Genomic DNA, 25498 nt, shown 5'->3' on the forward strand with positions numbered 1-25498 from the left:
TACAGCTTTGACGCATCCAACCTGTCGACAATCATTGACAGAACGGGTCGTCAGGCCTTAGCAATTGTATGCGAAGGGATGCTACCCAAATCCCGAACAGATCTAACCCCGCACCGTCGATACCCGGGAACCGACGTACCAACCGGAGGCTTCTTGCAATGCAAGCTGATGCACACCCTCAGATAATGCTGGACAAGACAGCCTTCACCAGCGCGCAAGCCCGGTTTTCGCAATATAAAAGCAATATGGCCCCGCATGAGGTCACGATTCTGGCACAGGAAGTCGTCAATCGGCTGGCGCGCAGATTCACGCCGCAGGTTGAATCGCTGGTGCAGAACACCAAGGTCGATCACCTGTGCGATCTCCTGATCGGATCGGACGATACCGCCGCGCTGAATCACATCCTGAAACTGCGCGCCGACGGCGTGCCGGTCAGCGCATTGTACCTCAGCTACCTCGCAGGCGTCTCGCAATTGCTGGGCGAGCGGTGGGAAGATGACAGCCTCAGCTTTCTGGAGATGACCATTGCGGCCGGGCGCATCTATGCGATCATGCGCAGCCTGCGGCAGGTCTTCATCCCGCTCGATCAGACCAAACCCCATGCATGGCGCGCGATTTTCGCCTCGGTGCCCGGCGATACCCATACGATCGGCGTCACCATGGCCGCAGACCTGTGCCGCAGGCAAGGCTGGCAAATCGACCTGTGCACCGGGCTGGATCATGACGCGCTGATCGAGACGGTGCATGCAGGCCAGCAGCCGGTGATCGGCCTGTCGGCCAGCCATGAAGATCTGATTGCCCCCCTGATCCGGCTTCTGCTCGGCCTGCGGGTCAGCGCGCCGGGTGCTTTCATCTTGCTCAGCGGCAAGATCCTGGACCTGCACCACGACATCGCGCAAGAAGTCGATGTGGACGGCGTCGCCTCGACCATCGATCAGGCACTGGCGCAGATGCATATGGTGATGCAATCCATCGCGCCAGGCAACCGGACGGAAATCCCGTCCGGCACCAAACCCGCCTGAGCCGGATCGGCCTTTCCGGCGGTCAGAACCGTCTGGAATCGGCGGGATATGTGCCCAGAATCTCCAGATAAGACGTGAAATACGTCAGCTCATCCAGCGCGCGGCGGACATTGGCATCCTCGGGATGCCCTTCGATATCGGCGAAGAACTGCGTCGCCGTGAAGGACCCGCCCACCATGTAGCTTTCCAGCTTTGTCATGTTCACGCCATTGGTGGCAAATCCGCCCATTGCCTTGTAAAGCGCTGCGGGAATATTGCGCACCCGGAAGACGAAACTGGTCATCATGCCATGCGTACCGCGCTGGGTCAGATCGGCCTCACGTCCCATGATGAAGAAACGCGTGGTGTTGTTCGACTGGTCTTCGATATGGCGCGCCAGCACCTCCAGCCCATAAATCTCACCGGCCAGTTCCGATGCCAGTGCCGCCTTCGCCGGATCGCCAAGGGCTGCGATATGCTTGGCAGACCCGGCGGTATCAGCGCCGGTCACCGCGTCGATGCCATGCTCGCGCAAGAACCTTCGGCACTGCCCCAACAACACGGTATGGCTTTGCGCCGATTTCACCTGATCCAGCCGCGTGCCGGGCAGCGCCAGCAGGTTGATATGCACCCGCACGAAGGCCTCTTCCACGATACGCAATCCGGATTCGGGCAACAACCGGTGGATGTCTGCAACCCGCCCATAGGTCGAGTTTTCGACCGGCAGCATCGCCAGATCCACCTCGCCACTGCGGGTGATCTCGATCACATCCTCAAAAGTGCGGCAAGCGATCGCGGTGTGGTCGGGCCGGGCATCGACGCAAGCCTGATGCGAATATGCCCCGGGTTCACCCTGAAACGCGATTTTTTTTGTCATCTCTGCCCCCAATTTTCAGACAATTCGCCCGAAGGGGCGTTTCGTCGCGGTAACTACCGCTTGAAAACCACAAGGGGAAGCGGATACATACCTCAAAATCGGCAAGACAGCATGGGATGCGATATGTTCGACACAATGGTTTTCACCAAGGCTCTGGCGGCTCTGTGCGGGGCGCTTCTGGTTTTTCTGGTTGGGGCATGGATCGCAAACGCGCTTTATGTACCGCTCAACGCGGATGCGCCAGCCGCATATGCCATTGATACCGGCACCGACGAAGCCGATACCGATGCAGAACCGGTCGCTGAAGTGCCGTTTGAAGAATTATACGCCTCCGCCGATCCCGCTGCCGGGTCGCGCGTCTGGAACCAATGCCGCGCCTGCCATGCGCTGGAAGCCGGGCGCAACGGCGTCGGCCCCTACCTGCACGGCGTCGTTGGCCGTCCCATCGGCACCGCGGAAGGCTATGGCAACTATTCCGGCGCCTTGGCGCAGGTCGGGGAAGCCTGGACGCCAGAGCTGATCTCTCACTTTATCGAGAACCCGCGCGGCGTCGCACCGGGCACCTCGATGTCCTACTCGGGCCTGGGTTCAGCCGAAGATCGCGCCAACCTGATCGCCTATATCGAGCAGGAATCGCAATAAACCGCCCCATCTGGTGCGAATTGTGACAGGCCATCCCTTCCGGGGTGGCCTTTTTGCTGCCCGCCGCCGGGCGTCAACCGCATAGCGGCGCGACGCATTCGTTCAAATTGCCTTGTGCCGGAGCAATTTCGCCAGCTTGAGCATCGACAGACGGAAAATTAACCTAAATACTGCCCAATCATCCAAACGCCGCCATCCCACAGGAGCCCCGTGTATGACACCCACCGCCCCCCGCCAGTTCGATGCGATGCTCGGCAAAGCGCAGGCCATCGCCACGCCACGCCCGGACATGCTGACCATGGGGCTTTGCGGCTTGTCGGCGGTGCTGTGGCTGGGCTGGGCCAGCACGGCGCAAGGGCAGGCGCAGATGGAGGGTGAGGTTATCACCTCACACGGCATCTCAACCTTCGGCGATCTGAAATACCCCGCCGATTACCCGCATCTGGACTATGTGAATCCCGACGCGCCGAAGGGTGGCGAAATCGCGGTCTGGGCGCCGGGCGGCTTTGATTCGATGCATCCTTTCACCGTGTCGGGCCGGGCGGGCGCGCTGTCGTCGATCTTCTTCGAATCCATGCTGACCGGCACAGCCGATGAGATCGGCGCGTCCTATTGCCTGCTGTGCGAGACGATGGAATACCCCGAAGATCGCTCTTGGGTGACCTTCAACATCCGCCCCGAGGCACGGTTTTCCGACGGCACGCCCCTGACCGCAGACGATGCGCTGTTCAGCTACGAAATCTTGCTGGAAAAGGGCCTGCCGGAATTCCGCGCCATCCTGAGCCAGCAGGTCGAACGGGTCGAGGTTGAGGGCGATCACCGCGTTACCTACTATTTCAATCCAGATTTTCCGCCGCGCGATCTGCCCGCGTTGGTGGGCGGACTGTCGGTTTTCTCGCGCGCCGATTACGTGGAAAATGACCGCGACTTTGAGGTGTCCAGCATGGAGCCCATGCTGGGCTCTGCCCCCTATACGCTGGACCGCGCGCGCGACAACACGCTGGTCTATGCGCGCAACCCCGATTACTGGGGCTGGCACCTGCCGATCATGCAGGGCCGATCGAACTTTGATCGTATCCGCGTTGAATACTATGCCGATTACACCGCCGCGTTTGAGGGTTTCAAGGCTGGGGCCTATACCTTCCGCGATGAGGCTTCATCGTTGATCTGGGCCACCGGCTATGATTTCCCCGACGTCGCGGACGGCCATGTGATCAAGGCCGAACTGCCCAACGGCAATATCTCCACCGGACAGGCCTTCATCCTGAACTTGCGCCGCCAGAAACTGCAAGACCCCCGCGTGCGCGAAGCCATCAGCATGATGTTCAACTTTGAATGGTCGAACGAGACGCTGTTCTACGGCATCTACGCCCGCAACCACTCCTTGTGGGAAAACAGCGATCTTGCCGCCAGCGGCCAGCCGTCGGCGGAAGAACTGGCCCTTCTGGAACCGCTGGCTGACATGCTGCCGCCCGGCGTGCTGGACGCCCCCCCCGTGATGGCGCCCGAATCCAGCGCCACGCGGCAGTTGGACCGGGGCAACCTGCGCCGCGCCTCGGCCCTGTTGTCTGAAGCAGGGTGGGACGTCGGCAACGATGGCCTGCGCCGCAACGCGGACGGGGAGGTGCTGACGCTGGAATTCCTCAACGACAGCCAGAGCTTCGACCGCGTCATCAACCCCTATGTCGAAAACCTGCGCGCCCTGGGCATTGATGCGCGCCACAACCGCGTGGACAATGCGCAGGCGGTCAACCGCGAACGGTCCTATGATTTCGACATCACCACCGATCAGCTGCCCATGTCGGAAATCCCATCCTCAAGCCTGATGCAATTCTTCGGCTCGGAAACCGCCGACCAATCGACCCGCAACAAGATGGGCCTGCGGTCCGAGGCTGTGGACAGCCTGATCCGTACCGTGCTGGATGCCGAAAGCCAGGAAGAACTGACGCATTCCGTGCGCGCGCTGGACCGGGTGCTGCGCGCTTACCAGTTCCGCGTGCCGCAATGGTTCAAAAACGCCCATACGGTCGCCTATTTCGACCAGTACGGCTATCCTGACCCGCTGCCGCCCCATGCCCGCGGCGAGCTTGATTTCTGGTGGTTCGACGCCGACAAGGCGGCCCAGTTACGGGCAGACGGCGCGTTGCGGTAAGGGCGCCCCATGACCAGCTATATCCTGCGGCGTCTTCTGCTGATCATTCCGACATTGTTCGGGATCATGCTGATCAACTTTGCCCTCACCCAATTCGTGCCCGGCGGCCCGATCGAACAGATCCTTGCGCGAATGGAAGGGTCTGGCGATGTGTTTGAGGGCTTTGCAGGCGGCGGCGATGCAGGGTCGTCCGCGATGCAGGGCGATGACCGCTACATGGGTTCGCGCGGGTTGCCACCCGAATTCATCGCCGATCTGGAACGGCAGTTCGGCTTCGACAAACCGCCCCTGGAACGCTTCCTGACCATGATGTGGGACTACATGCGCTTCGATTTCGGCGAAAGCTACTTCCGCTCGATCAGCGTGCTGGATCTGGTGAAGGAAAAGCTGCCGGTGTCGATCAGCCTTGGCCTGTGGTCCACGCTCATCGCCTATCTGGTGTCGATCCCGTTGGGCATCCGCAAGGCGGTGCGCGACGGGTCGAAATTCGACACCTGGACCAGCGCGGCGATCATCGTGGGCTATGCCATCCCCGGCTTCCTCTTCGCGATCTTGCTTCTGGTGCTGTTCGCGGGCGGGTCCTACTGGCAGATATTCCCGTCGCGCGGCCTGACCTCGGGGCGCGATGTCTGGGAAACGCTGTCGCCCTTGGGCAAGGTGGCCGATTACTTCTGGCACATCGCCCTGCCGGTGCTGGCATCGACCATCGCGGCCTTCGCCACGCTGACGCTGCTGACAAAGAACAGCTTCCTCGATGAGATCCGCAAGCAATATGTCATTACCGCGCGCGCCAAGGGGCTGGCCGAACGGCAGGTGCTCTACGGGCATGTGTTTCGCAACGCCATGCTGATCGTCATCGCGGGGTTTCCGGCGGTCTTCGTGTCGGTCTTCTTCGGCGGATCGCTCATCATCGAGACGATCTTCAGCCTTGACGGTCTGGGCCGGCTCGGGTTCGAGGCCGCTGTGGCGCGCGACTACCCCGTGATCTTCGGCACGCTCTTTGTTTTTGGCTTGATCGGGTTGGTTGTGGGCCTTCTGTCCGACCTGATGTATGTCTGGATCGACCCGCGCATCGACTTTGAATCGCGGGAGACCTGAGGCCCATGCAAGACCATACCCCCGCCTATACCATCCCAGACACGCCGCCGCGCGGGCGCCTTGGCATCCGCCTGTCCCCGCTGAATCAGCGCCGCTGGCACAACTTCTGCGCCAACCGGCGGGCCTGGTGGTCACTGGTGATCTTTGGCGTGCTGTTCGGCCTGTCGCTCTTTGCCGAATTCATCGCCAATGACAAACCCATCATGGTCCAGCACCGGGGCGAGTATTACTTTCCCATCTTCCAGTTCCATCCCGAAACCGCCTTCGGCGGCGATTTCCTGACCGAAGCCATCTACCGCGACGCCGAGGTGCGCTGCCTGATCGAGACCGGCGGCGCCGAACTGTGCCTCTACGAGCCGGAGGAAGCCGCCATCCAGGCGGAAACGGGTATCATCGAAGGCACGCCCGTCGTACCCGGCTGGATGATCTGGCCGCCGATCCCCTACAGCTACAACACCGTCAACGACCTCGACGGCCCAGCGCCCTCGGCCCCCGATGCAAACCACTGGCTGGGTACCGATGATACGGCGCGCGACGTGGCCGCGCGGGTGATCTACGGCTTCCGCCTGTCGGTGTTCTTCGCGCTGGTGGTGACGCTGCTGACCTCGGTCATCGGGATCGCGGCGGGTGCGGTGCAGGGGTTCTTTGGCGGGCTGGTCGACCTGATCTTTCAGCGCGTGATCGAGCTTTGGGGCTCCATGCCCTCGCTCTATATCATCATCATCGTTGCCGCGATCTTTCAGATGAACTTCTGGTTGCTGGTCTTCTTGATGACGCTGTTTGGCTGGACGGCGCTGGTGGGCGTGGTGCGCGCCGAATTCCTGCGTGCGCGCAACTTTGAATATGTCCGCGCCGCCCGCGCGCTGGGGGTGTCGAACCTTACCATCATGGTGCGCCATGTGCTGCCCAACGCCATGGTGGCCACCCTGACGCTGCTGCCCTTCATCATCACTGGCACCATCGGCGGGCTGGCCTCGCTGGATTTTCTGGGCTTCGGCCTGCCGTCCTCGGCCCCGTCGCTGGGCGAACTGACGCTTCAGGCGAAGCAGAACCTGCAAGCCACCTGGCTGGGCTTCAGCGCATTTTTCACCTTCGCCATCATGCTGTCGCTGCTTGTGTTCATCTTCGAGGGCGTGCGCGACGCCTATGATCCCCGAAAGACCTTCCAATGAGCGCCGTGCTGAAAGTCGATAACCTGTCGGTCACCTTCCGGCAGGACGGGCGTGACATCCAGGCGGTGCGCGGCGTTTCCTTCCATGTCGGGCGGGGCGAAACCGTGGCGCTGGTGGGCGAATCGGGGTCGGGAAAATCGGTCACGGCGCTGTCCACCGTGTCGCTGATCCCCGATTCCGCAACCGTCACCGGCTCGGTCAGCTACCTTGGCACCGAAATGGTGGGTGCGGCCGAACCTGATCTGCGCCGGGTGCGCGGCAATGACATCAGCTTCATCTTTCAAGAGCCGATGACCAGCCTCAACCCCCTGCACACGATTGAAAAACAGCTGGCGGAATCGCTGGCCCTGCATCAGGGGCTGGCGGGCAAGGCGGCGCGCGCGCGCATCATCGAACTGCTGGAAAAGGTCGGCATCCGTGACGCGGAAACCCGGCTGGGGGCCTATCCGCACCAATTGTCGGGCGGGCAGCGGCAGCGGGTGATGATCGCCATGGCGCTGGCCAATGGCCCCGACCTGTTGGTCGCCGACGAACCGACCACCGCGCTGGATGTGACAATTCAGGCTCAGATCCTCGACCTGCTGACCGATCTGAAAGAGGCCGAGGGGATGAGCATGCTGTTCATCACCCATGACCTCAACATCGTGCGCCGCATCGCCGACCGCGTCTGCGTCATGCAGGGCGGCGAGATCGTGGAACAAGGGCCGACCGATGAGGTGTTCACCAACCCTCAGCACCCCTATACCCGCAAACTGCTGGGCGCGACCTCTACGGGCACCCCCGGCCCCGTGCCCACAGGCGCGCCCGAGGTGTTGCGCACCGACAACCTGCGCGTCTGGTTCCCCATCCATCGCGGCTTCCTCCGCCGGGTCACGGGCCATATCAAGGCGGTGAACGCGGCCAGCCTGACCCTGCACGCGGGCGAGACGCTGGGCGTCGTGGGCGAATCAGGATCGGGCAAAACCACGCTGGCGCTGGCCATCATGCGCCTGATCTCCAGCAAGGGGCCGATCGTCTTCCAGGGTCGGGACATTCAGGGGCAAACCTCGAAGCAATTGCGCGCCCTGCGCCGCGATGTGCAGATCGTGTTTCAAGATCCGTTTGGCAGCCTGTCGCCCCGCATGACTGTTGAGCAGATCATCGCCGAAGGGCTGGGCGTGCATGGCGTCCCTGATGGCCGTCCGTTGCGTGAGGTTGTCGCCCAGATGATGGCCGAGGTCGGCCTCGACCCTGCCACCATGGCGCGCTACCCGCATGAATTTTCCGGCGGGCAGCGCCAGCGCATCGCCATTGCCCGCGCCATGGTGCTGCGCCCGAAACTGCTGGTGCTGGACGAACCGACATCAGCCCTCGACATGACCGTGCAGGTGCAGATCGTGACGCTGTTGCGCGAGTTGCAGGCGAAATACGGGCTGGCCTATCTGTTCATCAGCCACGATCTGCGCGTCATCCGGGCGCTGTCGCATCAGGTCATGGTGATGAAACACGGCGATGTGGTCGAAGCAGGTCCGGCCGAACAGCTCTTCAACGCGCCGAAATCGGATTACACACGCGCCTTGATGGCGGCGGCATTTGACATCAAGGTACACGAAAAGCTGTAATTCGGGGGCGGCCATGGAAGTGTGGGCATGAAAATTCTGTTCATCCATCAGAATTTTCCCGGTCAGTTCCTGCACCTCGCCCCCGCGCTGAAGGCGCGCGGGCATCAGGTACTGGCGCTGACCGCCGCGCATAACCAGCGCGAAAGCCCCGTAGAAACCGTCCGCTACCCCTTCCCCGATCCGGCCCCCGACCCCGGCCAGACCCGGCTGGGCCGCACCTTCACCGCCATGACCGACAGGGGCCACCGCGCCGCCCGCGCCGCCCGTCAACTGCGCGACCGGCACGGGTTTGTCCCCGATGTGGTCTTCGGCCATTGCGGCTGGGGCGAGACGTTGTTCTTGCACGAGGTCTGGCCCGATGCCCGCCACCTGAGCTATGCGGAATTCTTCTATGGCAGCACCGGGCTCGATGTCGGTTTTGATCCCGAATTCAGCACCGACCCGTTTGACAGCGCGCTGTCGGTTACCGCGCGGCAGGCGCATCTGGCGCTGGCCATGCTTCATGCCAACGCCGCCCTGACGCCGACCGAGTTTCAGGCCGACACGTTCCCCGCCGCTTTCCGCGACCGGCTGACCATCATCCATGACGGCATCGACACCGCCCGCCTGACGCCCGACCCGTCGGCCACCGTCACCCTGCCCGATGGCACCACCCTGCGCGCGGGCGATGAGGTGCTGACCTTCATGAACCGCAATCTGGAACCCTACAGGGGCTATCACATCTTCATGCGCGCCCTGCCCGATGTGCTGGCCGCCCGGCCCCATGCGCGCGTGGTGATCGTCGGCGGGGACGACGTCAGCTATGGTGCCCGCCCGCCCGCTGGACGCAGTTGGAAAACCATCTTCCTGGATGAAGTCGCCGACCGGCTGGACCCCACGCGCGTGCATTTCACCGGCAAGCTGCCCTACGACACCTATATGCGGCTGATGCAGGTCACGCGCGTGCATGCCTATCTGACGGTGCCTTTCGTGCTGTCATGGTCGCTGCTGGAAGCGATGAGCATGGGATGCGCCATCGTCGCCTCCAAAACCGCCCCGGTGCAAGAGGTCATCACCGACGGCGTACACGGGCGGCTGGTAGATTTCTTCGACATCGACGGCTGGGCCACCACCCTGACCGACGCGCTTGCCTACCCCGAAAGCTTCAGATCGCTGCGCCACAACGCCCGCGCCCACGTGGTCGAGAATTACGACCTGCGCAGCATCTGCCTGCCCCGGCTGATCCGGTTCGTCGAAGCGTGCTGAACGCCGCCGGGCCCCGGCCTCAGCCCGCGAATTCCTCGATGCCATACCCTTGCAGATACAGCAGCGCCGTCAGATCGCCGTGATTGATGCGCAGGTCGCATTGCTCGGACACGCTGGGCTTGGCATGCATTGCCACGCCCGCCCCCGCCACGCCCAACATGCCCAGATCATTCGCGCCGTCGCCGACCGCGATCACATCGGCCGCGCGCAACCCGCGCCGCGCCGTGATCTCGTAGAGCGCGCTGACCTTGGCCGCGCGACCCAAAATCGGCTCGGCCACTCTGCCGGACAAAACGCCGTCCCCGGCCAGCAGCACATTCGCCCGGTGCTCATCGAACCCCAGATGCGCCGCCACCGGCCCGGTAAAGGCTGTGAAGCCCCCCGATACCAGCGCGGCATAGCCACCCTGCGCCTGCATCGTGGCAATCAACGCCCGCCCGCCGGGCGTATAGGTGATGCGGCGCGCCAGAACCTGGTCGATGACCGCGACATCCAGCCCCTTCAACAGTGCCACGCGTTCGCGCAACGCCCCCTCGAACTCCAACTCGCCGTTCATCGCGCGCGCGGTAATCTGCGCGACATATTCACCCACGCCCGCCTCATCGGCCAACTCGTCAATGCATTCCTGCCCGATCATCGTGCTGTCCATATCGGCCAGCAACATCGACTTGCGCCGCCCGGCAGAAGGCTGCACCGCCAGGTCAATGCCGCGCAATTGCATGTCCGCCCAGACCCGGGAAAGGTTGTCGGGCCGCATGTCCAGCGGAAATTCCACCGCCACACCGGGGTTCAACCACCGCAGCGCCCCCCCGCCCCAGGCATTGCGCACCGCCGTTGCGGTGGCAGAATCGAGGACGGGCGTCGCGGGGTTGGTCATGAGGGTTGCAGTGAACATCGGCAGCCTTTCCGGGTGCAGAACAGATGAAACGACCCGCGGGGAACTAGCGCAATTTTGCCGCTTGCGCCAGCCCCGGCTTGGGCGTAAATGCGATCTCGGGACACCCTTCCCCAACGAAGGGCTTATATCTGGAAGGATACCATGACCGATACGTCGATCCCGGCAACGCGCCCGGCAAATGCGCGTTTTTCGTCCGGCCCCTGTGCCAAGATCCCCGGCTTTACCCTGAACCACCTGTCCGACGCGGCCCTTGGCCGCTCGCACCGTGCGGCTGTGGGCAAGGCAAAGCTCCTGGCCGCGATCGAGGGCACGCGCGAAATCCTCGGCATCCCCGCAGATTACCGCATCGGCATCGTGCCGGCCTCGGATACGGGCGCCTATGAAATGGCCATGTGGACCATGCTGGGCGCACGTCCGGTTGAAATGGTCGCGTGGGAAAGTTTCGGCGCAGGCTGGGTCACCGATGCGATCAAGCAACTGAAGCTCGACGCCCGCGTGCATGAAGCGCCCTATGGCCAGATCGTCGACATGGCCGCGCTGGATTACGACCGCGACGTTTGTTTCACCTGGAACGGCACCACTTCGGGGGTGCGCATGCCCGATGGCGATGCCATCCCCGCTGAACGTGGCGGCCTGACGCTGTGCGACGCGACCTCGGCCGCCTTCGCCATGGACCTTCCGTGGGACAAACTGGATGTGACCACCTTCAGCTGGCAAAAGGTGCTGGGCGGCGAAGGCGCGCATGGCATCTTGATCCTGTCGCCCCGCGCGGTTGAGCGGCTGGAAAGCTACACCCCCGCATGGCCGCTGCCGAAAATCTTCCGCCTCACCAAGGGCGGCAAGCTGATCGAGGGTATTTTCAAGGGTGAGACGATCAACACACCCTCCATGATGGCGGTTGAGGATTATCTCGTCGCGCTGGATTGGGCGCGCTCTGTGGGCGGCCTGAAGGGGCTGATCGCCCGGGCCGATGCAAATGCGCAAGCGGTGCATGATTTCGTCGCCGCGAACGACTGGATCGCCAATCTGGCCGAAGATCCCGCCACCGCCTCGACCACCAGCGTCTGCCTGAAGTTCACCGACACGCGGATCAAGGACGGCGCGGCCTTCGCCAAGGCGGTCGCGAAACGGCTGGAAAAAGAAGGCGTTGCGCTGGACATCGGCGCCTATCGTGACGCGCCCGCGGGCCTGCGCATCTGGTGCGGATCTACGGTGGAAACCTCGGACGTGGCGGCGCTGATGCCGTGGGTCGCGCATGCGTTCCATGCGGAAATCGCCGCGCAATAAGATTTCGCGGGGGCCCTGTGCCCCCGCCCCATTCCCCATTTTTCAGTCAAGGAGCCACATCATGGCACCAAAAGTCCTCGTATCCGATCAATTGTCGGAAACCGCCGTGCAGATCTTCCGCGACCGCGGCATCGACGTGACATTCGAGCCCAATCTGGGCAAGGACAAGGAGCGTTTGCTGGAAGTCATCGGCCAGTATGACGGCCTGGCCATCCGCTCGGCCACCAAGGCCACCGAAAAGGTCCTGGCGGCGGCCACCAACCTGAAGGTCATCGGCCGCGCCGGGATCGGCGTCGATAACGTCGACATCCCCGCCGCGTCGAAAAAAGGCGTTATCGTGATGAACACGCCGTTCGGCAACTCGGTCACCACGGCCGAACACGCGATCTCGCTCATGATGGCGGTGGCGCGGCAAATCCCGGCGGCCAGTGCCTCGACCCATGCCGGCAAATGGGAAAAGAACGCCTTCATGGGCGTTGAGCTGTTCAACAAGACGCTGGGCGTCATCGGCGCGGGCAATATCGGCGGCATCGTGTGCGACCGCGCGTTGGGCCTGCGCATGAAGGTCGTGGCCTTCGACCCCTTTCTGTCCGAAGAACGCGCCAAGAAACTGGGTGTCACCAAGGTGGATCTGGACGAACTGCTGGCCCGTGCCGATTTCATTACCCTGCATGTGCCGCTGACCGACAAGACCCGCAATATCCTGTCGGCCGAAAACATCGCCAAAACCAAGAAGGGCGTGCGCATCATCAACTGTGCGCGTGGCGGTCTGGTGGATGAGGCCGCTTTGGCCGAGGCGATCAAGTCCGGCCATGTCGCCGGTGCCGGTTTCGACGTTTTTGCAGAGGAACCCGCCACCAACAGCCCCCTCTTCAACCTGCCAAACGTCGTCGTCACACCGCATCTGGGTGCCGCCACGACCGAGGCACAGGAAAACGTAGCGCTGCAAGTCGCCGAACAGATGTCCGACTACCTGCTTACGGGTGCGGTGCAAAACGCGCTCAACATGCCGTCCGTCACGGCAGAAGAGGCCGCGCAGATGGGGCCGTGGCTGAAACTGGCGGGCCATCTGGGCGCTTTCGCGGGCCAGCTGACCGAAGACCCGGTCAAGGCGATCAACATCCTCTATGATGGCTCGGTCGCCGACATGAACCTCGACGCGCTGAACTGCGGCGTGATTGCGGGCATCATGAAGGCCACCAACCCGGATGTGAACATGGTCTCGGCCCCCGTGCTGGCGCGCGAACGCGGCGTGCAGATCGCTACGACCACACAGGCGAAATCCGGCGCGTTTGACGCCTATATCAAGATCACCGTTGTGACCGAGGGGCGCGAGCGTTCCATCGCCGGCACCGTTTTTTCCGACGGCAAACCGCGCTTCATCCAGATCAAGGGCATCACCATCGACGCCGAGGTCGGGGCGCATATGCTCTACACCACCAACAAGGACACGCCCGGCATGATCGGGACGCTGGGCCAGACGCTGGGCAGCAACGGGGTGAACATCGCCAACTTCACGCTGGGCCGGTCGCGGACCGGCGAGGACGCCATCGCACTTCTGTATCTGGACGAACAGCCGCCCGTTCATGTGCTGGACAAGCTGCGCGCCACGGGCCTGTTCCAGCAGGTGCGCCCGCTGCAGTTCGACATGGTCTGACACGGCAACCCGTCGTCTGGTATTCATCAAGCCCCCCACCCGGGGGGCTTGTGTTTTTGTGGCATACGCGGTTCAAACGGCCCCGGAAGGACGTCTTGGCGGCGTGACTTTGCAACCAGAAGGATGACAGATGCGGACCTATGCCATCGGCGATATTCACGGACATCTGGACCTATTGCACATCGCCCATGCGCGGATCAAAGCCGACCGCGCCGCCTGTGGTGACGCGGATGCGCCGATCGTGCATCTGGGCGATCTTGTGGATCGCGGCCCCGACAGCCGTGGGGTGCTCGCACACCTGCGCCAAGGCATCGACGCGGGGGAAAACTGGGTGGTGCTGAAGGGCAACCACGACCGGATGTTTGCCCTCTTCCTCGACGATCCCGCCGCGCAGGATGACGGTCTGCGCACGGTCTACAGCTATCTGCACCCGGCAATCGGCGGCGCGGCAACGCTGGCCTCCTATGGGGTGGCGAATCCCGCCGACCGCCCGGTGGCGCAGGTGCATATCGATGGCGTCGCCGCCGTGCCTGCGCCGGACCGTGCCTTCTTGCGGTCCCGGCCGACATGGTATCGGCGGGGCGAGGTGGTCTATGTCCATGCCGGGATCCGGCCAGGCATCGCAATGGAGGAGCAGGCCGAAACCGATCTGGTCTGGATTCGCGCGCCATTTCTGGAGTTTACCGACGATCACGGCTTTCTGGTGGTCCACGGCCATACCGCGCTGGATGCTGCGGTTCATTACGGAAACCGGGTCAATATCGACAGCAGCGCCGCCTATGGCGGCCCCCTGACCGCCATCGTGGTCGAAGGGCGCCAGACATGGATCCTGACCGACGCGGGCCGTGTCCCCCTGACGCCCGAGGCGCCCGAGAACGCCGCGCCCTGACCCCCGCCGATCCTTGGCCGTGCCCGCGCGCCGTGCCCGCGCGCTGTGCCCCCTGCCAGCCACAAACTCCGGGCATGCCGGAACGGCGCGGTAGCCGCGCGCAGCGATGCCCCGGCCCCAAGGCATTCCCTGCGCAGACAAGGCACATGGGCGCGCGTCCTATATCATGCAATGCGTGCGGGCAGCGGCGCAATCCGTTCCTTGGCGCGCCATATCTTGCATGAACAACCGGCGCGATTCGGCATAAAGCCGTGTGATTTCGGGCACATGCGCCGCCGCATCAAGGCCCCGGGCCGCCTGCGCCTCGGCCCCCGCGCAGGCAGCGGCCAGCACATCGAATCCAAGGGTCAGCGCCGCGCCCTTCAGCGCATGAAACCGTTCTTCCTGGTTCGCGGGACGGCCGCCTGCGGTCCCGCGCAATGTCAGCACCGCTTCATCCACCTCTTCCAGGAAGATGGCGGACAGGGGGCCAAAGGCATCCGCGCCGACATCGGTCTGCAATTCTTCCAGCCGGTCCCAGTTGATCATCGCGCGCTCCCATACTTGCCCGTCCGGTGTGACGCAAAAAAGTAAACAAACCCTCAACGCGAACCACGCGTTGGGAAACTTCAGGGCATTCACCACCCATTAATGTTTTGGCGCGATACATGAAGGGCACCGGCGCAGGAGGTACTTTGTGAACGACCAGTCAGGCCTTGATTCCTATGGCGATCTCATCGCAGACGCCCGTGGAATCCGGACCGTGATGGTGGTGGATGACAGCCGTGCGCATCGCCACCTGATTGCGCTCCACCTGCGCGAATGGGGGTATGACGTGCTGCAAGCCGCCAGCGGGGCAGAGGCGCTGGCGCTCTGCCGTGACCACCCTGTGGACCTGATCCTGTCAGACTGGATGATGCCGGGCATGTCGGGGATCGACCTGTGCCGCGCCTTCCGCGCCATGGCGCGTGAAACCTACGGTTATTTCATCTTGCTGACGTCCAAGACCGACCGTGGCGCGGTCGCCGAAGGGCTGGATGTCGGCGCGGATGACTTTCTGGCCAAGCCGGTGCACGCGATCGAACTGCGCGCCCGCATCAAGGCAGGTGACCGGCTGGTGAAATTGCAAGACCGGCTGCAGTTCAAGAACGCCCGGCTCCACGATGCGCTGCGTAAACTGCAAAGCATGTATGACACGCTGGACGGCGATCTGATCGAGGCGCGGAAGCTGCAACAATCGCTGGTGCGCGAACGGTTCCGCGATTTCGGGCGCGCGCAGGTGTCGGTCCTGTTGCGGCCCTGCGGCCATATTGGCGGCGATATGGTAGGCTTCTTTCCGGTGACGGGCGACGTTCTGGGCCTCTTTGCCTTCGATGTTTCGGGACATGGCGTGGCCTCGGCCATGATGACCGCGCGCCTGGCAGGCCTGCTGTCGGTCGCGTCAAAGGAACAGAATATCGCATTGTTCTGCGCCGCAGACGGCTACCACGCGCGCGCACCAGTCGATGTCGCCACACGGATGAACAACCTGATCCTGTCCGAGATGAGGACAGAAAACTATGCGACCCTCGCCTATGGCGTGGCCGATCTGCGCAACGGGCAGGTCGCGATGGTGCAGGCCGGGCATCCGCATCCCATCGTGCAACGCGCCTCGGGCGCGATCGAATGGCTCGGCGACGGGGGCTTGCCCGTCGGATTGATCGCTGGGGCGGAATACGACGGCTTCCAGATCGACCTTTTACCGGGCGACAGGTTGCTGTTCGTCTCCGACGGGGTCACCGAATGCACCAATGCCCAGGGTGAGGAACTGGGCCAGGACGGGCTTGCCACCCTGCTCGACCGGCTGCGCGACCAGCGCGGTCAGGCGTTGCTGGATACGTTGGTCTGGGATGTGGCCCGCTGGTCGGGGCGGGATGAATTTGCCGATGACATCTCGGCCACCTTGCTGGAATACAGCGGATGACCTGCGCGCAGCCTCTGTCAAAACTTGCGGGCAGATCGGATGCTTCAGCGCAACCAACCTGACGCCGGGTTGCCATGCCGCACCGCTGACGGCGCGCCCTGTCAGCCCGCGATCCGCCGCGCCACGGCGGCCATGAAATGCCGGTCGCCAGGATTGCCCAACAGCGCCGCCGCGTCGGCCAGCGGCACCCAGGCGGCGGTGTGCCCCGGTTCTACCGGCGCACCGTAACACCGAACCGGACGCGCCAGATATACCGTGCAGCGCTTCTCGGCCCAAAGGTCGTATTCCGGCATATAGGCAAAGCGGCGAAACGCCCCCAGCCGCCGCAAAGGCGCCATGCGCCAGCCGGTTTCCTCCCACACCTCGCGGTGCAGGGCGGGCAGCGCGGCCTCACCCGGGTCGATCCCGCCGCCGGGCAGTTGGAATTCCGGCTCGGGCTCGGCCTGAAAGGTCAGCAAGACATCCGTTCCGCGCAACAAGACCGCATAGACGCCAGGACGACGGGTATAGGTCTGGGCACGGTTGCGCGGCGCGCCAAATCGTCTGATCATGTGGTTCCCCTTGGCCTGCGGACCTTCAGACCATATATGCCCCCTTAAAGCCAAGCCCGAAATGCTAAGGAAACCCAATGACCCTCGGTGGACAAATCGCCTGGGACGACACCGTCCTGCCCTTTCAACTTGACCGCTCGGACATCCGGGGCCGCGTCGCGCGGTTGGATGGCGCGCTGGAAAAGGTGCTGGAACAGCACGCCTACCCGCCACAGATCGAGGCGCTGGTGGCCGAGGCCGCGCTGCTGACCGCAATGATCGGCCAGACCATGAAGCTGCGCTGGAAACTGTCGCTTCAGATCCGCGGCAGCGGTGCCGCCCGGCTGATCGCTACCGATTACTTCGCCCCCAGCGCCCCGGGCGAGCCTGCCCGCATCCGCGCCTATGCCGCGTTTGATGCCGACCGGCTGGCCCCCGATGCGGCGCCGTTCTCGCAGATCGGCGAAGGGTATTTTGCGATCCTGATCGACCAGGGCGCTGGCACCACGCCCTATCAAGGCATCACCCCGATCACCGGCAAGTCGCTGGCCGATTGCGCGCAGACCTATTTCGCGCAATCCGAACAGCTGCCGACCCGCTTCGCCCTGACCTATGGCCGCAGCCAGCTTCCGGGTGCGGCGGCGCACTGGCGCGCGGGCGGTGTGATGTTGCAGACCATGCCGAAAGCCTCACCTTTCGCCAATGCGGGCGGGTCGGGCGAAGGCGGTCTGTTGGACGCCGCCGATGTCCTTGAGGGGGACGACGCCGAACACTGGACCCGCGCCAACATGCTGCTGGACACCGTGGAGGAGTTGGAGCTTGTCGGCCCCTCGGTCCAGCCCACGGATCTTCTGGTGCGCCTGTTTCATGAGGAAGGGCCGCGCGTCTTCGACCCCCAGTCTGTGCATTTCGGCTGTTCGTGTTCTGCCGACAAGGTCCGGCAAAGCCTGTCGATCTATTCGGCAAAGGACATCCGCAGCATGACGACCGAGGAAGGCACCGTCACCGCAGATTGTCAGTTCTGCGGCGCGCATTACGTTTTCGATCCCAAAACCCTGGGGTTTGAGGCTGAAGGCGATGCCGATTGATCCGTTCCAACGGCTGCGCCACGCCTTGGCGCAGCCCGCACCGCCCTCCAGCGATTATGATCTGAACCCCGACTTTGCCGTCGCCGAAGGTCGCGTCTTGCGCGATGCGGCCGTGCTGTTGGCGTTCCAGAGCGGGCCGCGCGGCGCCGAACTGCTGCTGACCAAACGCGCCTCGCATCTGCGCCACCACCCGGGCCAGATCGCCTGCCCCGGCGGCAAGATGGACCCCGGCGATGCGACGCCAGAAGCCGCCGCCCTGCGCGAGGCCGCCGAGGAAATCGCCCTGCCTGCCGCCAATGTGGAAATCCTTGGCCGCCTGACCCCGCATGAAACCGTCACCGGGTTTCAGGTGGTCCCGGTACTGGCGCGCGTCCGCACCCCTTTCACACCGCGTGCGCAACCCGGCGAGGTGGCCGAGATCTTTGCCGTCCCCTTCGACCATATCGCCAACCTTGCGCGCTACCGCGTCGAACGGCGGCGCTGGTTGGGGCAATGGCGCTATTTCTACACCGTGCCGCTCGGCCCCTATTACATCTGGGGGGCAACCGCGCGCATCCTCCACAATCTGGCGCAACGCATGGATCAGCCATGAGCCAGGCGCAGCACCTCCGCGCCGATTGGCTGAACAGCCCCGCCACACAGGCGGCCTGCGCCATGCTGACCGGCGCGGGCCATGCGGCGTGGCTGGTCGGCGGCTGCGTGCGCGATGCGCTGCTACATCTGCCGGTCGCCGATCTGGACATCACCACCGATGCCGCACCCGAAACCATCCTGGCCCTGGCGAAAGCTGCCGGGTTGCGCGCCCTGCCCACCGGGATCGCGCATGGCACTGTCACCGTCATCATCGACGGCACCGCGTTTGAGATCACGACCCTGCGCCGCGACATCGCCACCGATGGCCGCCACGCCACCGTCGCCTTCACCACCGACATTGCGCAAGACGCCGCGCGGCGCGACTTCACCATCAACGCGCTCTATGCCGATGCCACGGGCCGGGTGCGCGACCCTTTGGGCGGCGGGCTGGCCGATCTTGAGGCCCGCCGCGTGCGCTTCATCGGCGATCCCGCCCGCCGCATCGCCGAGGATGACCTGCGCATTCTGCGGTTCTTCCGCTTCCACGCGCATTACGCCGATCCGGCGGGCGGCATCGACGCGCAGGGCCTTGCTGCCTGCGCCGCCGGGCTGGACGGGCTGGCGGGCCTGTCGCGCGAACGTGTCGGGGCCGAGGTGCGCAAGCTGCTGTCCGCCCCCGACCCCGCGCCGGCCACCGCCGCCATGGCTCAGGCCGGGGTGCTCGCCGCGATCCTGCCCGGCGCGGACCCTTTGGCGCTGGCCCCCTTGATCCATCTGGAATCGCAACCTCCCACGACGGGCATCCCCCCCCACTGGCTGCGCCGCCTTGCGGTGCTGGGCGGGGCTGACCCCGGCGCCGCGCTGCGCCTGTCACGCGCCGAACTGCGCGACCTGTCCGCGCTGCGTGACGCCATCGCCCGCCCCGATCCCCCGGCAGCACTTGGCTACCGGCTGGGTGCGGGCCTTGCCACCGACGCCACCCTTGCCCGCGCCGCGCTTATGGGCATGCCGCCTGCACCCGGCTGGCAGTCGGAAATCGCACACGGGGCACAGGCGCAGTTTCCCGTGCGCGCCGCCGACCTGATGCCCAACCTGCAAGGCCCCGCCCTCGGCGCCGAGCTGACCCGCCTTCAGGACCGCTGGATCGCATCGGGCTTCCGCCTGACCCGCGCAGAGCTTCTCGCCTAAGCGCAAAGCCCCTGCACGCGCCGCGCCGCTTGCCGTGGACTTTGCTCCCTGACCGCAATATGAAAAGCACAACGCGCACCCCCGGCTTCGGCGCGCGCGCAAAGAACACTTCCCCAGACCGCGGGCGCCCGACCTTGATTGCCGGGCGTTTTCAGCACCCAGCAAGGCACCCGAATTCCAGCGCGTCGCGTTCATGGCACAATCCCGCCGCGCCGCAGCCCTTGACACGCCCCCTGACCCCTTCGATAAAAGGTCAGCGATACACACCTATTCCCCCAAAGGCCTGCCATGCCCATCGACACTTTCCTGACGCTCCTGACGCTCGCCATGGTCTCGGCCTGGACCCCGGGGCCGAACAACGCGATCCTTGCGGCCTCGGGCGTGAACTTTGGCATCCGCGCCTCGCTGCCGCTGGTGATGGGCATTGTCATCGGCTTTCCCTTGATGGTTTTCATCGTCGCGCTGTTCCTGGGCGAGGCGTTTCAGCAATCCCTGCTGCTGCGCGAAATCCTGCGCTATGGCGGCGCAGCGCTTTTGCTTTGGGTCGCATGGAAAATCGCCACCGCCGACCGGGTGGCCAAGGCGGAGAAGGCACCCACCCCCTTCACCTTCGTGCAGGCCGCAGCGTTTCAGTGGATCAACCCCAAGGGCTGGGTGATGGCCGTGGCCCTGTCGGCGCAATTCGTGCGCGCCGACGCGCCCTATCTGACCGCCATGATCGTGACCTTCGCCTTCATCCTCTCGGCGATCACCTCGGCGCTTGGCTGGCTTTTTGCGGGCCATGCGATGCGGCGCTGGCTGTCTTCGCCCGCGCGGTTGCGGGGTTTCAACTATGTGATGGGCGGCACCATCGCACTGGGTGTCATCTATCTGTTAATCAGTTAAATACCTCTGATGGCGGCCTTCGGGGTGTCATGCCTCGGCGTATGTACTAAATCCATACCAAAGCCATACGCTTTCCATACCCGGAAAATCGCGATTCGGGACGCCCATAATCGTCTTGCCGAATCGTCTTTCCGGATCGTGGCGCGGACCTGCCCCAAGGATGCCTGACCATGCATATCTCAAACCTGATCGACGCTTTCCAACCCGCCGCAGGCCCTCCGCCGCGCAAGCTGTGGGGCTTCATTGCCTGGGCCCTGCGCGGGTCATGGCCGGTGCTGGTCGCGGCCGCCATCCTGTCGGCGCTGGCAGGCGTTTTGGAGGTTTTGTCCGCCGTGGTGCTGGGGCAAGTGATCGACGCGGCACTGGCATCAGGGCCCGGGCAGTTCTTTTCAGATAACTGGCTGATATTGCTGGGATTTGCGGTATTCTTCGTGGCATTGCGCCCGCTGTCTTTCGGGCTGGCGGCGGCGGCGAACAACATCGTCGTGGGTCCCAATGTGACCCCGCTTGTGCTGTCGCGCATCAACCGCTGGACACTGGGCCAGCCGGTGACCTTCTTTGACAACGACTTTTCAGGCCGGATCGCACAGAAACAGATGCAAACCGCCCGGGCCGTGACCGATGTGGCCAGCGAATTCATCAATACCGTGGCCTTCGCGGGGGCGTCTCTGGTCGGGTCGGTGGTGCTGTTGCTCAGCATCAACCCGTGGGTCGCGGCGTCGCTGGCGGTATGGCTGGTGGGGTACCTCTCGCTCATCCGTCTCTTCCTGCCTGCGGTGCGCAAACGCGCCGCCGCACAGGCCAGCGCCCGGGCGATGGTGACGGGGCAAGTCGTTGATACCATGACGAATATCAAGACGGTGAAGCTGTTCGCCCATGACCGTTTCGAAGATCGCGCCGCCCTCAATGCCATGGCCACCTTTCGCGGCCGGGCCATTGAATTTGGCACGGTTCAGGCATGGTTCCGCCTGTCGCTGATGGCCGTCGCAGGGATCTTGCCGGTGCTGCTGATCGGCGGCACGCTGATCTTGTGGTCGCGCGGCACGGCCAGCGCGGGCGACATCGCAGCGGCGGGCGCAGTGTCGATCCGCATCGCGCAGATGACCGGATGGGTCAGCTTCGTGCTGATGTCGATCTATGCCAACCTGGGCGAGGTCGAGGACGGCATCAAGACCCTGACCCCGCCCCACAGCCTGACCGACGCGGTGGACGCCCGTGAACTGGGCCGCGCGCAGGGCGATATCCGGTTTGAAGACGTCAGCTTCGCCTATGGCCGCAACGCGGGCGGGATCGACAAGATCAGTTTGCACATCAAACCGGGCGAGAAGATCGGCATCGTTGGCGCCTCGGGCGCGGGGAAATCCACCTTCGTGGCGCTGCTGCTGCGGCTTTATGATACCGAGGGCGGTCGCGTCACCATCGACGGGCAAGACCTGCGCGGCCTGACGCAGGAATCCCTGCGGCGCAACATTGCCATGGTCACGCAAGAGACCGCAATGTTCAACCGCTCGGCCCTCGACAACATCCGCTATGGCAAGCCTGATGCCACGATGGATGACGTCATCGCCGCAGCCCGCGCCGCCGAAGCCCATGAATTCATTGGCGATCTGGAAGATCACAGCGGCCGCAAGGGATACGAGGCGCATCTGGGTGAACGCGGTGTGCGGTTGTCCGGCGGGCAGCGGCAGCGCATCGCGCTGGCCCGGGCGTTTCTGAAAGACGCCCCCGTCCTGGTGCTGGATGAGGCGACGAGCGCGCTCGACAGTGAGGTGGAGGCCGCCGTGCAATCCGCCCTGGGGCCGCTGATGCGCGGCAAGACGGTGCTGGCCATCGCGCACCGCCTTTCCACCATATCCGAGATGGATCGCATCATCGTGCTTGACGCGGGGCGCATTGTCGAACAGGGCACCCATAGCGAATTGCTGGAAGCGAACGGGCGGTATGCCCGCTATTGGACCCGGCAATCGGGCGGGTTCATCGACGTGAAAGAGGCGGCAGAGTGATCATAACCATCGAACGGCTGGGCCATCTGGGCGACGGCATCGCCAATGTGGCCGGCGAGGGCATCTTTGCCGCGCGCACCCTGCCCGGTGAGGTGATCGAGGGCGAGGTCACGGAAAGCCGCATGGCAGCGCCGCGCATCGTCACGCCCTCGGCGGACCGGGTCAGCGCGCCTTGTCGGCATTACAAATCCTGCGGCGGCTGCGCGTTGCAGCACGCCAGCGACCCTTTCGTGGCCGCGTGGAAGGTGGATGTGGTGCGTCGCGCCCTGACCGCGCAGGGGCTGGATGCGCCGTTCCGCGCCATCCATACCTCGCCGCCCTATAGTCGGCGACGTGCGACATTGGCGGGGCGACGGCTGAAATCCGGCGCGCTGGTCGGGTTTCACGGCCGCGCCTCGGGCACCATGACCGCCGTGCCGGACTGTCACCTGCTGGATCCTGCGCTGACGGCTGCCTTTCCATTGCTGGAGGATCTGACCGCACGCTTTGCCTCACGCAAGGGCGAGATCGCGTTGACCGTGACGCATGCCGCTGCAGGGCTGGACATCGCGGTGACCGGCGGCAAGCCGCTGGATGACGCCTTGCGTGCCGAACTGGGCGCCTGGGCGGGGGCCAATCCCGTGGCGCGACTGGCCTGGGACGCCGAAATCGTGGCGCAGGCTGCCCCCCCAACGCAACCCTTTGGCCGCGCCCATGTCGCCCCGCCACCGGGGGCCTTCCTGCAAGCCACCCCGCAGGGCGAAGGCGCGCTACTGGCCGCTGTGCGCGACGCAGTGGGCGATTCACGCCGGGTGGTGGACCTGTTTGCGGGCAGCGGCACCTTTACGTTGCCACTGGCCGAAACGGCCGAGGTTCTGGCGGTCGAGGGCGAAGCACCCATGCTGGCCGCCCTGGACACCGGCTGGCGGCAGGCGCCGCACCTGCGCCGCGTGACCACCCAGGCACGCGACCTGTTCCGGCGCCCCCTGCTGCCGCCCGAGTTCAAAGGCTATGATGCCGTGGTCATCGACCCGCCCCGCGCCGGGGCCGAGGCACAGGTGTCCGAGCTTGCCCAGTCGGACATGCCCGTCATCGCCGCCCTGTCGTGCAACCCCGTCACGTTCGCGCGCGATGCGAAGATATTGATCGATGGCGGCTATGTGCTCAACTGGGTGCAGGTCGTCGATCAATTCCGCTGGTCGCCGCATGTCGAACTTGCGGCAAGGTTCACCAAGCCCCATATGCCGCGTAACTGACCTCCAACCGATAAAGGCCCCCGATGACCAGCCGCGACAGAGTTGCCGCCTTTCTGAACCTGTCCTGGGTGCGCAATGGCATTATTGCTGTGATTGTTTTCAACGCTGTTTTGCTGGGCATGGAAACCTCCCGCCCGTTGATGGAAAGCATCGGCCCGCTGATCATCGCGCTGGACACCGCCTGTCTGGCGATTTTCGTCGCTGAACTGGCGCTGAAATTCTATGCCCAAAGGCTGAGTTTCTTCCGCAACGGCAGGAACAACTTCGACTTTCTGATCGTCGGCATCTCACTTGTGCCGGGTGCCCAGACCTTCAGCGTCTTGCGGGCGCTGCGCATCCTGCGGCTGTTGCGCGTCATCTCGGTCAGCCAAAGCCTGCGGCGCGTGGTCGAAGGCTTCATCAAGGCGCTGCCCGGCATGGGGTCGGTGTTCTTGCTGATGGGGATGCTGTTCTACATCGGCGCTGTCATGGCGACGAAGCTGTTTTCCAGCAGTTTCCCACAATGGTTCGGCGATCTTGGTAATTCGGGCTATACGCTGTTCCAGATCATGACGCTGGAATCGTGGTCCATGGGCATCGTGCGCCCGGTGATGGAGCAATACCCCTACGCATGGGCGTTCTTCGTGCCTTTCATCATGGTGACCACTTTCGCAGTGGTCAACCTGCTGGTCGGCCTCATCGTGAACTCGATGCAAGATGCGCATATGGCGGAATCCAACGCCAAGACCGATGAGTACCGCGATGAAGTTCTGGTGCGCCTGCGCGCCATCGAGGCGCGGCTGAATGCCGCTGACAAAGCCGCGAGTGAGCACGATAACCGCTAGGTTTTGCGGCGCAGTTCCGGCATAACGGCCCAAAAATAAGGGGCAGTCATGCAATTCTGGCGTGTTATTCTGATGTTCGGGCTCATGGGCGCGCTGGCGTCTTGCAGCCAGTCCAGGTTCCGTACCTACGACGGTCCCGAAGTGACGGAAATCCGCATCTACAAGGCCGAGCGTCAGATGGAGCTGATGCATCATGACCGTGTACTGCGCAGCTTCCGCGTCGGGCTGGGCCGCGATCCGATCGGGCACAAGACCACCCGCGGTGACGGACGCACGCCCGAGGGCCGCTATGTCATCGACCGGCGCAATCCCGAAAGCGCGTTTCACCTTTCCATCGGCATGTCCTACCCGAACGCGGCCGATCTGGCGCAGGCCGCCGAGCGCGGCGTGGATGCAGGCGGCGACATCTTCATCCACGGGTGGGGCCCCAGGTTCCAGCGCGCGCGTGGCGACTGGACCGACGGCTGCATCGCCGTCTCTGACCGCGAGATGGAAGATATCTACGCCATGGTCCGTAACGGCACGCCCATCGAGGTCTTCGCGGCGCGCCCGGTGCCCGAGATCGACAAGGACCACCCGCCGATGGCGCTGCCTGTCCCAGTGCCTGGGGCAGTGATGGGGCCAGTAACGGGGCCAGCCCCGACGGCGATGCCGGTCTATCCGCTGGAAGCCGTCCCGATGCCCATGACCACGCCGCCTGCGGGCGCGGGC

Annotated in this window: 22 protein-coding genes and 1 pseudogene; 19 read left to right on the plus strand and 4 right to left on the minus strand. The window is 64.2% G+C overall.

The window, feature by feature from the left end; translation table 11 throughout:
- Positions 1-158: 158 nt before the first annotated feature.
- Positions 159-1022: a cobalamin B12-binding domain-containing protein gene (locus H9529_RS08155; RefSeq protein ID WP_176846992.1), complete on the plus strand. Its 864-nt coding sequence runs from the start codon at positions 159-161 to the stop codon at positions 1020-1022.
- 22 nt (positions 1023-1044) lie between these two features.
- On the opposite strand, the gene H9529_RS08160 is transcribed toward H9529_RS08155, so the two are convergent.
- The gene (locus tag H9529_RS08160; protein WP_092887290.1) at positions 1045-1878 is read right to left on the minus strand and encodes a prephenate dehydratase; all 834 of its coding nucleotides are present in this window, start codon (positions 1876-1878) and stop codon (positions 1045-1047) included.
- A 123-nt stretch (positions 1879-2001) separates the two neighbouring features.
- Here H9529_RS08160 and H9529_RS08165 point away from each other — a divergent pair, with 123 nt between their 5' ends.
- The 6 genes from H9529_RS08165 to H9529_RS08190 all read left to right on the plus strand — a co-directional run bounded on the left by H9529_RS08165 (position 2002) and on the right by H9529_RS08190 (position 9788).
- Positions 2002-2520, plus strand: coding sequence for a c-type cytochrome (locus H9529_RS08165; RefSeq protein ID WP_092887287.1), 519 nt, complete (start codon positions 2002-2004; stop codon positions 2518-2520).
- Positions 2521-2767: 247 nt separating this feature from the next.
- Entirely contained in the window at positions 2768-4672 is a 1905-nt protein-coding gene (locus H9529_RS08170) for an extracellular solute-binding protein (protein ID WP_092888147.1), read from the plus strand.
- A gap of 9 nt (positions 4673-4681) precedes the next feature.
- Positions 4682-5770 carry a microcin C ABC transporter permease YejB gene (locus H9529_RS08175; RefSeq protein WP_092887284.1) on the plus strand — a complete coding sequence of 363 codons (1089 nt, stop codon included), beginning with the start codon at positions 4682-4684 and terminating at the stop codon, positions 5768-5770.
- 65 nt (positions 5771-5835) lie between these two features.
- On the plus strand, positions 5836-6942 hold the full coding sequence (locus H9529_RS08180; protein ID WP_092888144.1) for an ABC transporter permease: 1107 nt from the start codon (positions 5836-5838) through the stop codon (positions 6940-6942).
- Entirely contained in the window at positions 6939-8543 is a 1605-nt protein-coding gene (locus H9529_RS08185) for an ABC transporter ATP-binding protein (protein WP_092887281.1), read from the plus strand. Before H9529_RS08180 ends, H9529_RS08185 begins: the two co-directional genes overlap by 4 nt.
- Positions 8544-8570: 27 nt before the next feature.
- Complete coding sequence (locus H9529_RS08190; protein ID WP_092887278.1) at positions 8571-9788, plus strand: glycosyltransferase; 1218 nt, start codon at positions 8571-8573, stop codon at positions 9786-9788.
- Between the two features lie 19 nt (positions 9789-9807).
- On the opposite strand, the gene serB is transcribed toward H9529_RS08190, so the two are convergent.
- Positions 9808-10683, minus strand: a complete 876-nt coding sequence (serB, locus tag H9529_RS08195; RefSeq protein ID WP_092887275.1) for a phosphoserine phosphatase SerB — start codon at positions 10681-10683, stop codon at positions 9808-9810.
- Between the two features lie 144 nt (positions 10684-10827).
- Here serB and H9529_RS08200 point away from each other — a divergent pair, with 144 nt between their 5' ends.
- The 3 genes from H9529_RS08200 to H9529_RS08210 all read left to right on the plus strand — a co-directional run bounded on the left by H9529_RS08200 (position 10828) and on the right by H9529_RS08210 (position 14519).
- Complete coding sequence (locus H9529_RS08200) at positions 10828-11973, plus strand: phosphoserine transaminase (protein WP_092887272.1); 1146 nt, start codon at positions 10828-10830, stop codon at positions 11971-11973.
- Between the two features lie 61 nt (positions 11974-12034).
- Complete coding sequence (gene serA / locus H9529_RS08205; protein WP_092887269.1) at positions 12035-13630, plus strand: phosphoglycerate dehydrogenase; 1596 nt, start codon at positions 12035-12037, stop codon at positions 13628-13630.
- 130 nt (positions 13631-13760) lie between these two features.
- Positions 13761-14519, plus strand: coding sequence for a metallophosphoesterase (locus H9529_RS08210; protein ID WP_092887267.1), 759 nt, complete (start codon positions 13761-13763; stop codon positions 14517-14519).
- Between the two features lie 159 nt (positions 14520-14678).
- Here the strand turns inward: H9529_RS08210 and H9529_RS08215 are convergent, their stop codons facing one another.
- Positions 14679-15047 (minus strand): Hpt domain-containing protein, encoded by a 369-nt coding sequence (locus tag H9529_RS08215; RefSeq protein WP_092887264.1) that lies wholly within the window; start codon positions 15045-15047, stop codon positions 14679-14681.
- 148 nt (positions 15048-15195) lie between these two features.
- On the opposite strand from H9529_RS08215, the gene H9529_RS08220 reads away from it, so the two are divergent.
- Positions 15196-16461, plus strand: coding sequence for a PP2C family protein-serine/threonine phosphatase (locus H9529_RS08220; protein WP_223814336.1), 1266 nt, complete (start codon positions 15196-15198; stop codon positions 16459-16461).
- Positions 16462-16562: 101 nt separating this feature from the next.
- Here H9529_RS08220 and H9529_RS08225 read toward each other — a convergent pair whose 3' ends face one another.
- Positions 16563-17012: an NUDIX domain-containing protein gene (locus H9529_RS08225; RefSeq protein ID WP_092887261.1), complete on the minus strand. Its 450-nt coding sequence runs from the start codon at positions 17010-17012 to the stop codon at positions 16563-16565.
- Positions 17013-17089: 77 nt separating this feature from the next.
- Between H9529_RS08225 and hslO the strand changes: the two genes are divergently transcribed.
- From hslO to H9529_RS08265, 8 genes and pseudogenes are all read left to right on the plus strand, one after another.
- The gene (gene hslO, locus H9529_RS08230; protein ID WP_092887258.1) at positions 17090-18079 is read left to right on the plus strand and encodes an Hsp33 family molecular chaperone HslO; all 990 of its coding nucleotides are present in this window, start codon (positions 17090-17092) and stop codon (positions 18077-18079) included.
- On the plus strand, positions 18069-18671 hold the full coding sequence (locus H9529_RS08235; protein WP_092887255.1) for a CoA pyrophosphatase: 603 nt from the start codon (positions 18069-18071) through the stop codon (positions 18669-18671). The genes hslO and H9529_RS08235 overlap by 11 nt, the downstream gene beginning before the upstream one ends.
- On the plus strand, positions 18668-19840 hold the full coding sequence (locus H9529_RS08240; RefSeq protein WP_092887252.1) for a CCA tRNA nucleotidyltransferase: 1173 nt from the start codon (positions 18668-18670) through the stop codon (positions 19838-19840). Before H9529_RS08235 ends, H9529_RS08240 begins: the two co-directional genes overlap by 4 nt.
- Before the next feature lie 288 nt (positions 19841-20128).
- Positions 20129-20725: a LysE family translocator gene (locus H9529_RS08245; RefSeq protein ID WP_092887250.1), complete on the plus strand. Its 597-nt coding sequence runs from the start codon at positions 20129-20131 to the stop codon at positions 20723-20725.
- A gap of 170 nt (positions 20726-20895) precedes the next feature.
- Positions 20896-22728: an ABC transporter ATP-binding protein gene (locus tag H9529_RS08250; protein ID WP_092887247.1), complete on the plus strand. Its 1833-nt coding sequence runs from the start codon at positions 20896-20898 to the stop codon at positions 22726-22728.
- On the plus strand, positions 22725-23963 hold the full coding sequence (locus H9529_RS08255) for a class I SAM-dependent RNA methyltransferase (RefSeq protein WP_092887244.1): 1239 nt from the start codon (positions 22725-22727) through the stop codon (positions 23961-23963). Before H9529_RS08250 ends, H9529_RS08255 begins: the two co-directional genes overlap by 4 nt.
- Before the next feature lie 23 nt (positions 23964-23986).
- Positions 23987-24787 carry an ion transporter gene (locus H9529_RS08260; RefSeq protein WP_092887241.1) on the plus strand — a complete coding sequence of 267 codons (801 nt, stop codon included), beginning with the start codon at positions 23987-23989 and terminating at the stop codon, positions 24785-24787.
- 48 nt (positions 24788-24835) lie between these two features.
- Positions 24836-25330 (plus strand): annotated as a pseudogene (locus H9529_RS08265) (L,D-transpeptidase family protein); the annotation flags it as partial.
- Positions 25331-25498 lie beyond the last annotated feature (168 nt).

Origin of the sequence: Roseicitreum antarcticum (assembly GCF_014681765.1) — a bacterium.
GTDB classification, from domain to species: Bacteria; Pseudomonadota; Alphaproteobacteria; order Rhodobacterales; family Rhodobacteraceae; genus Roseicitreum; species Roseicitreum antarcticum.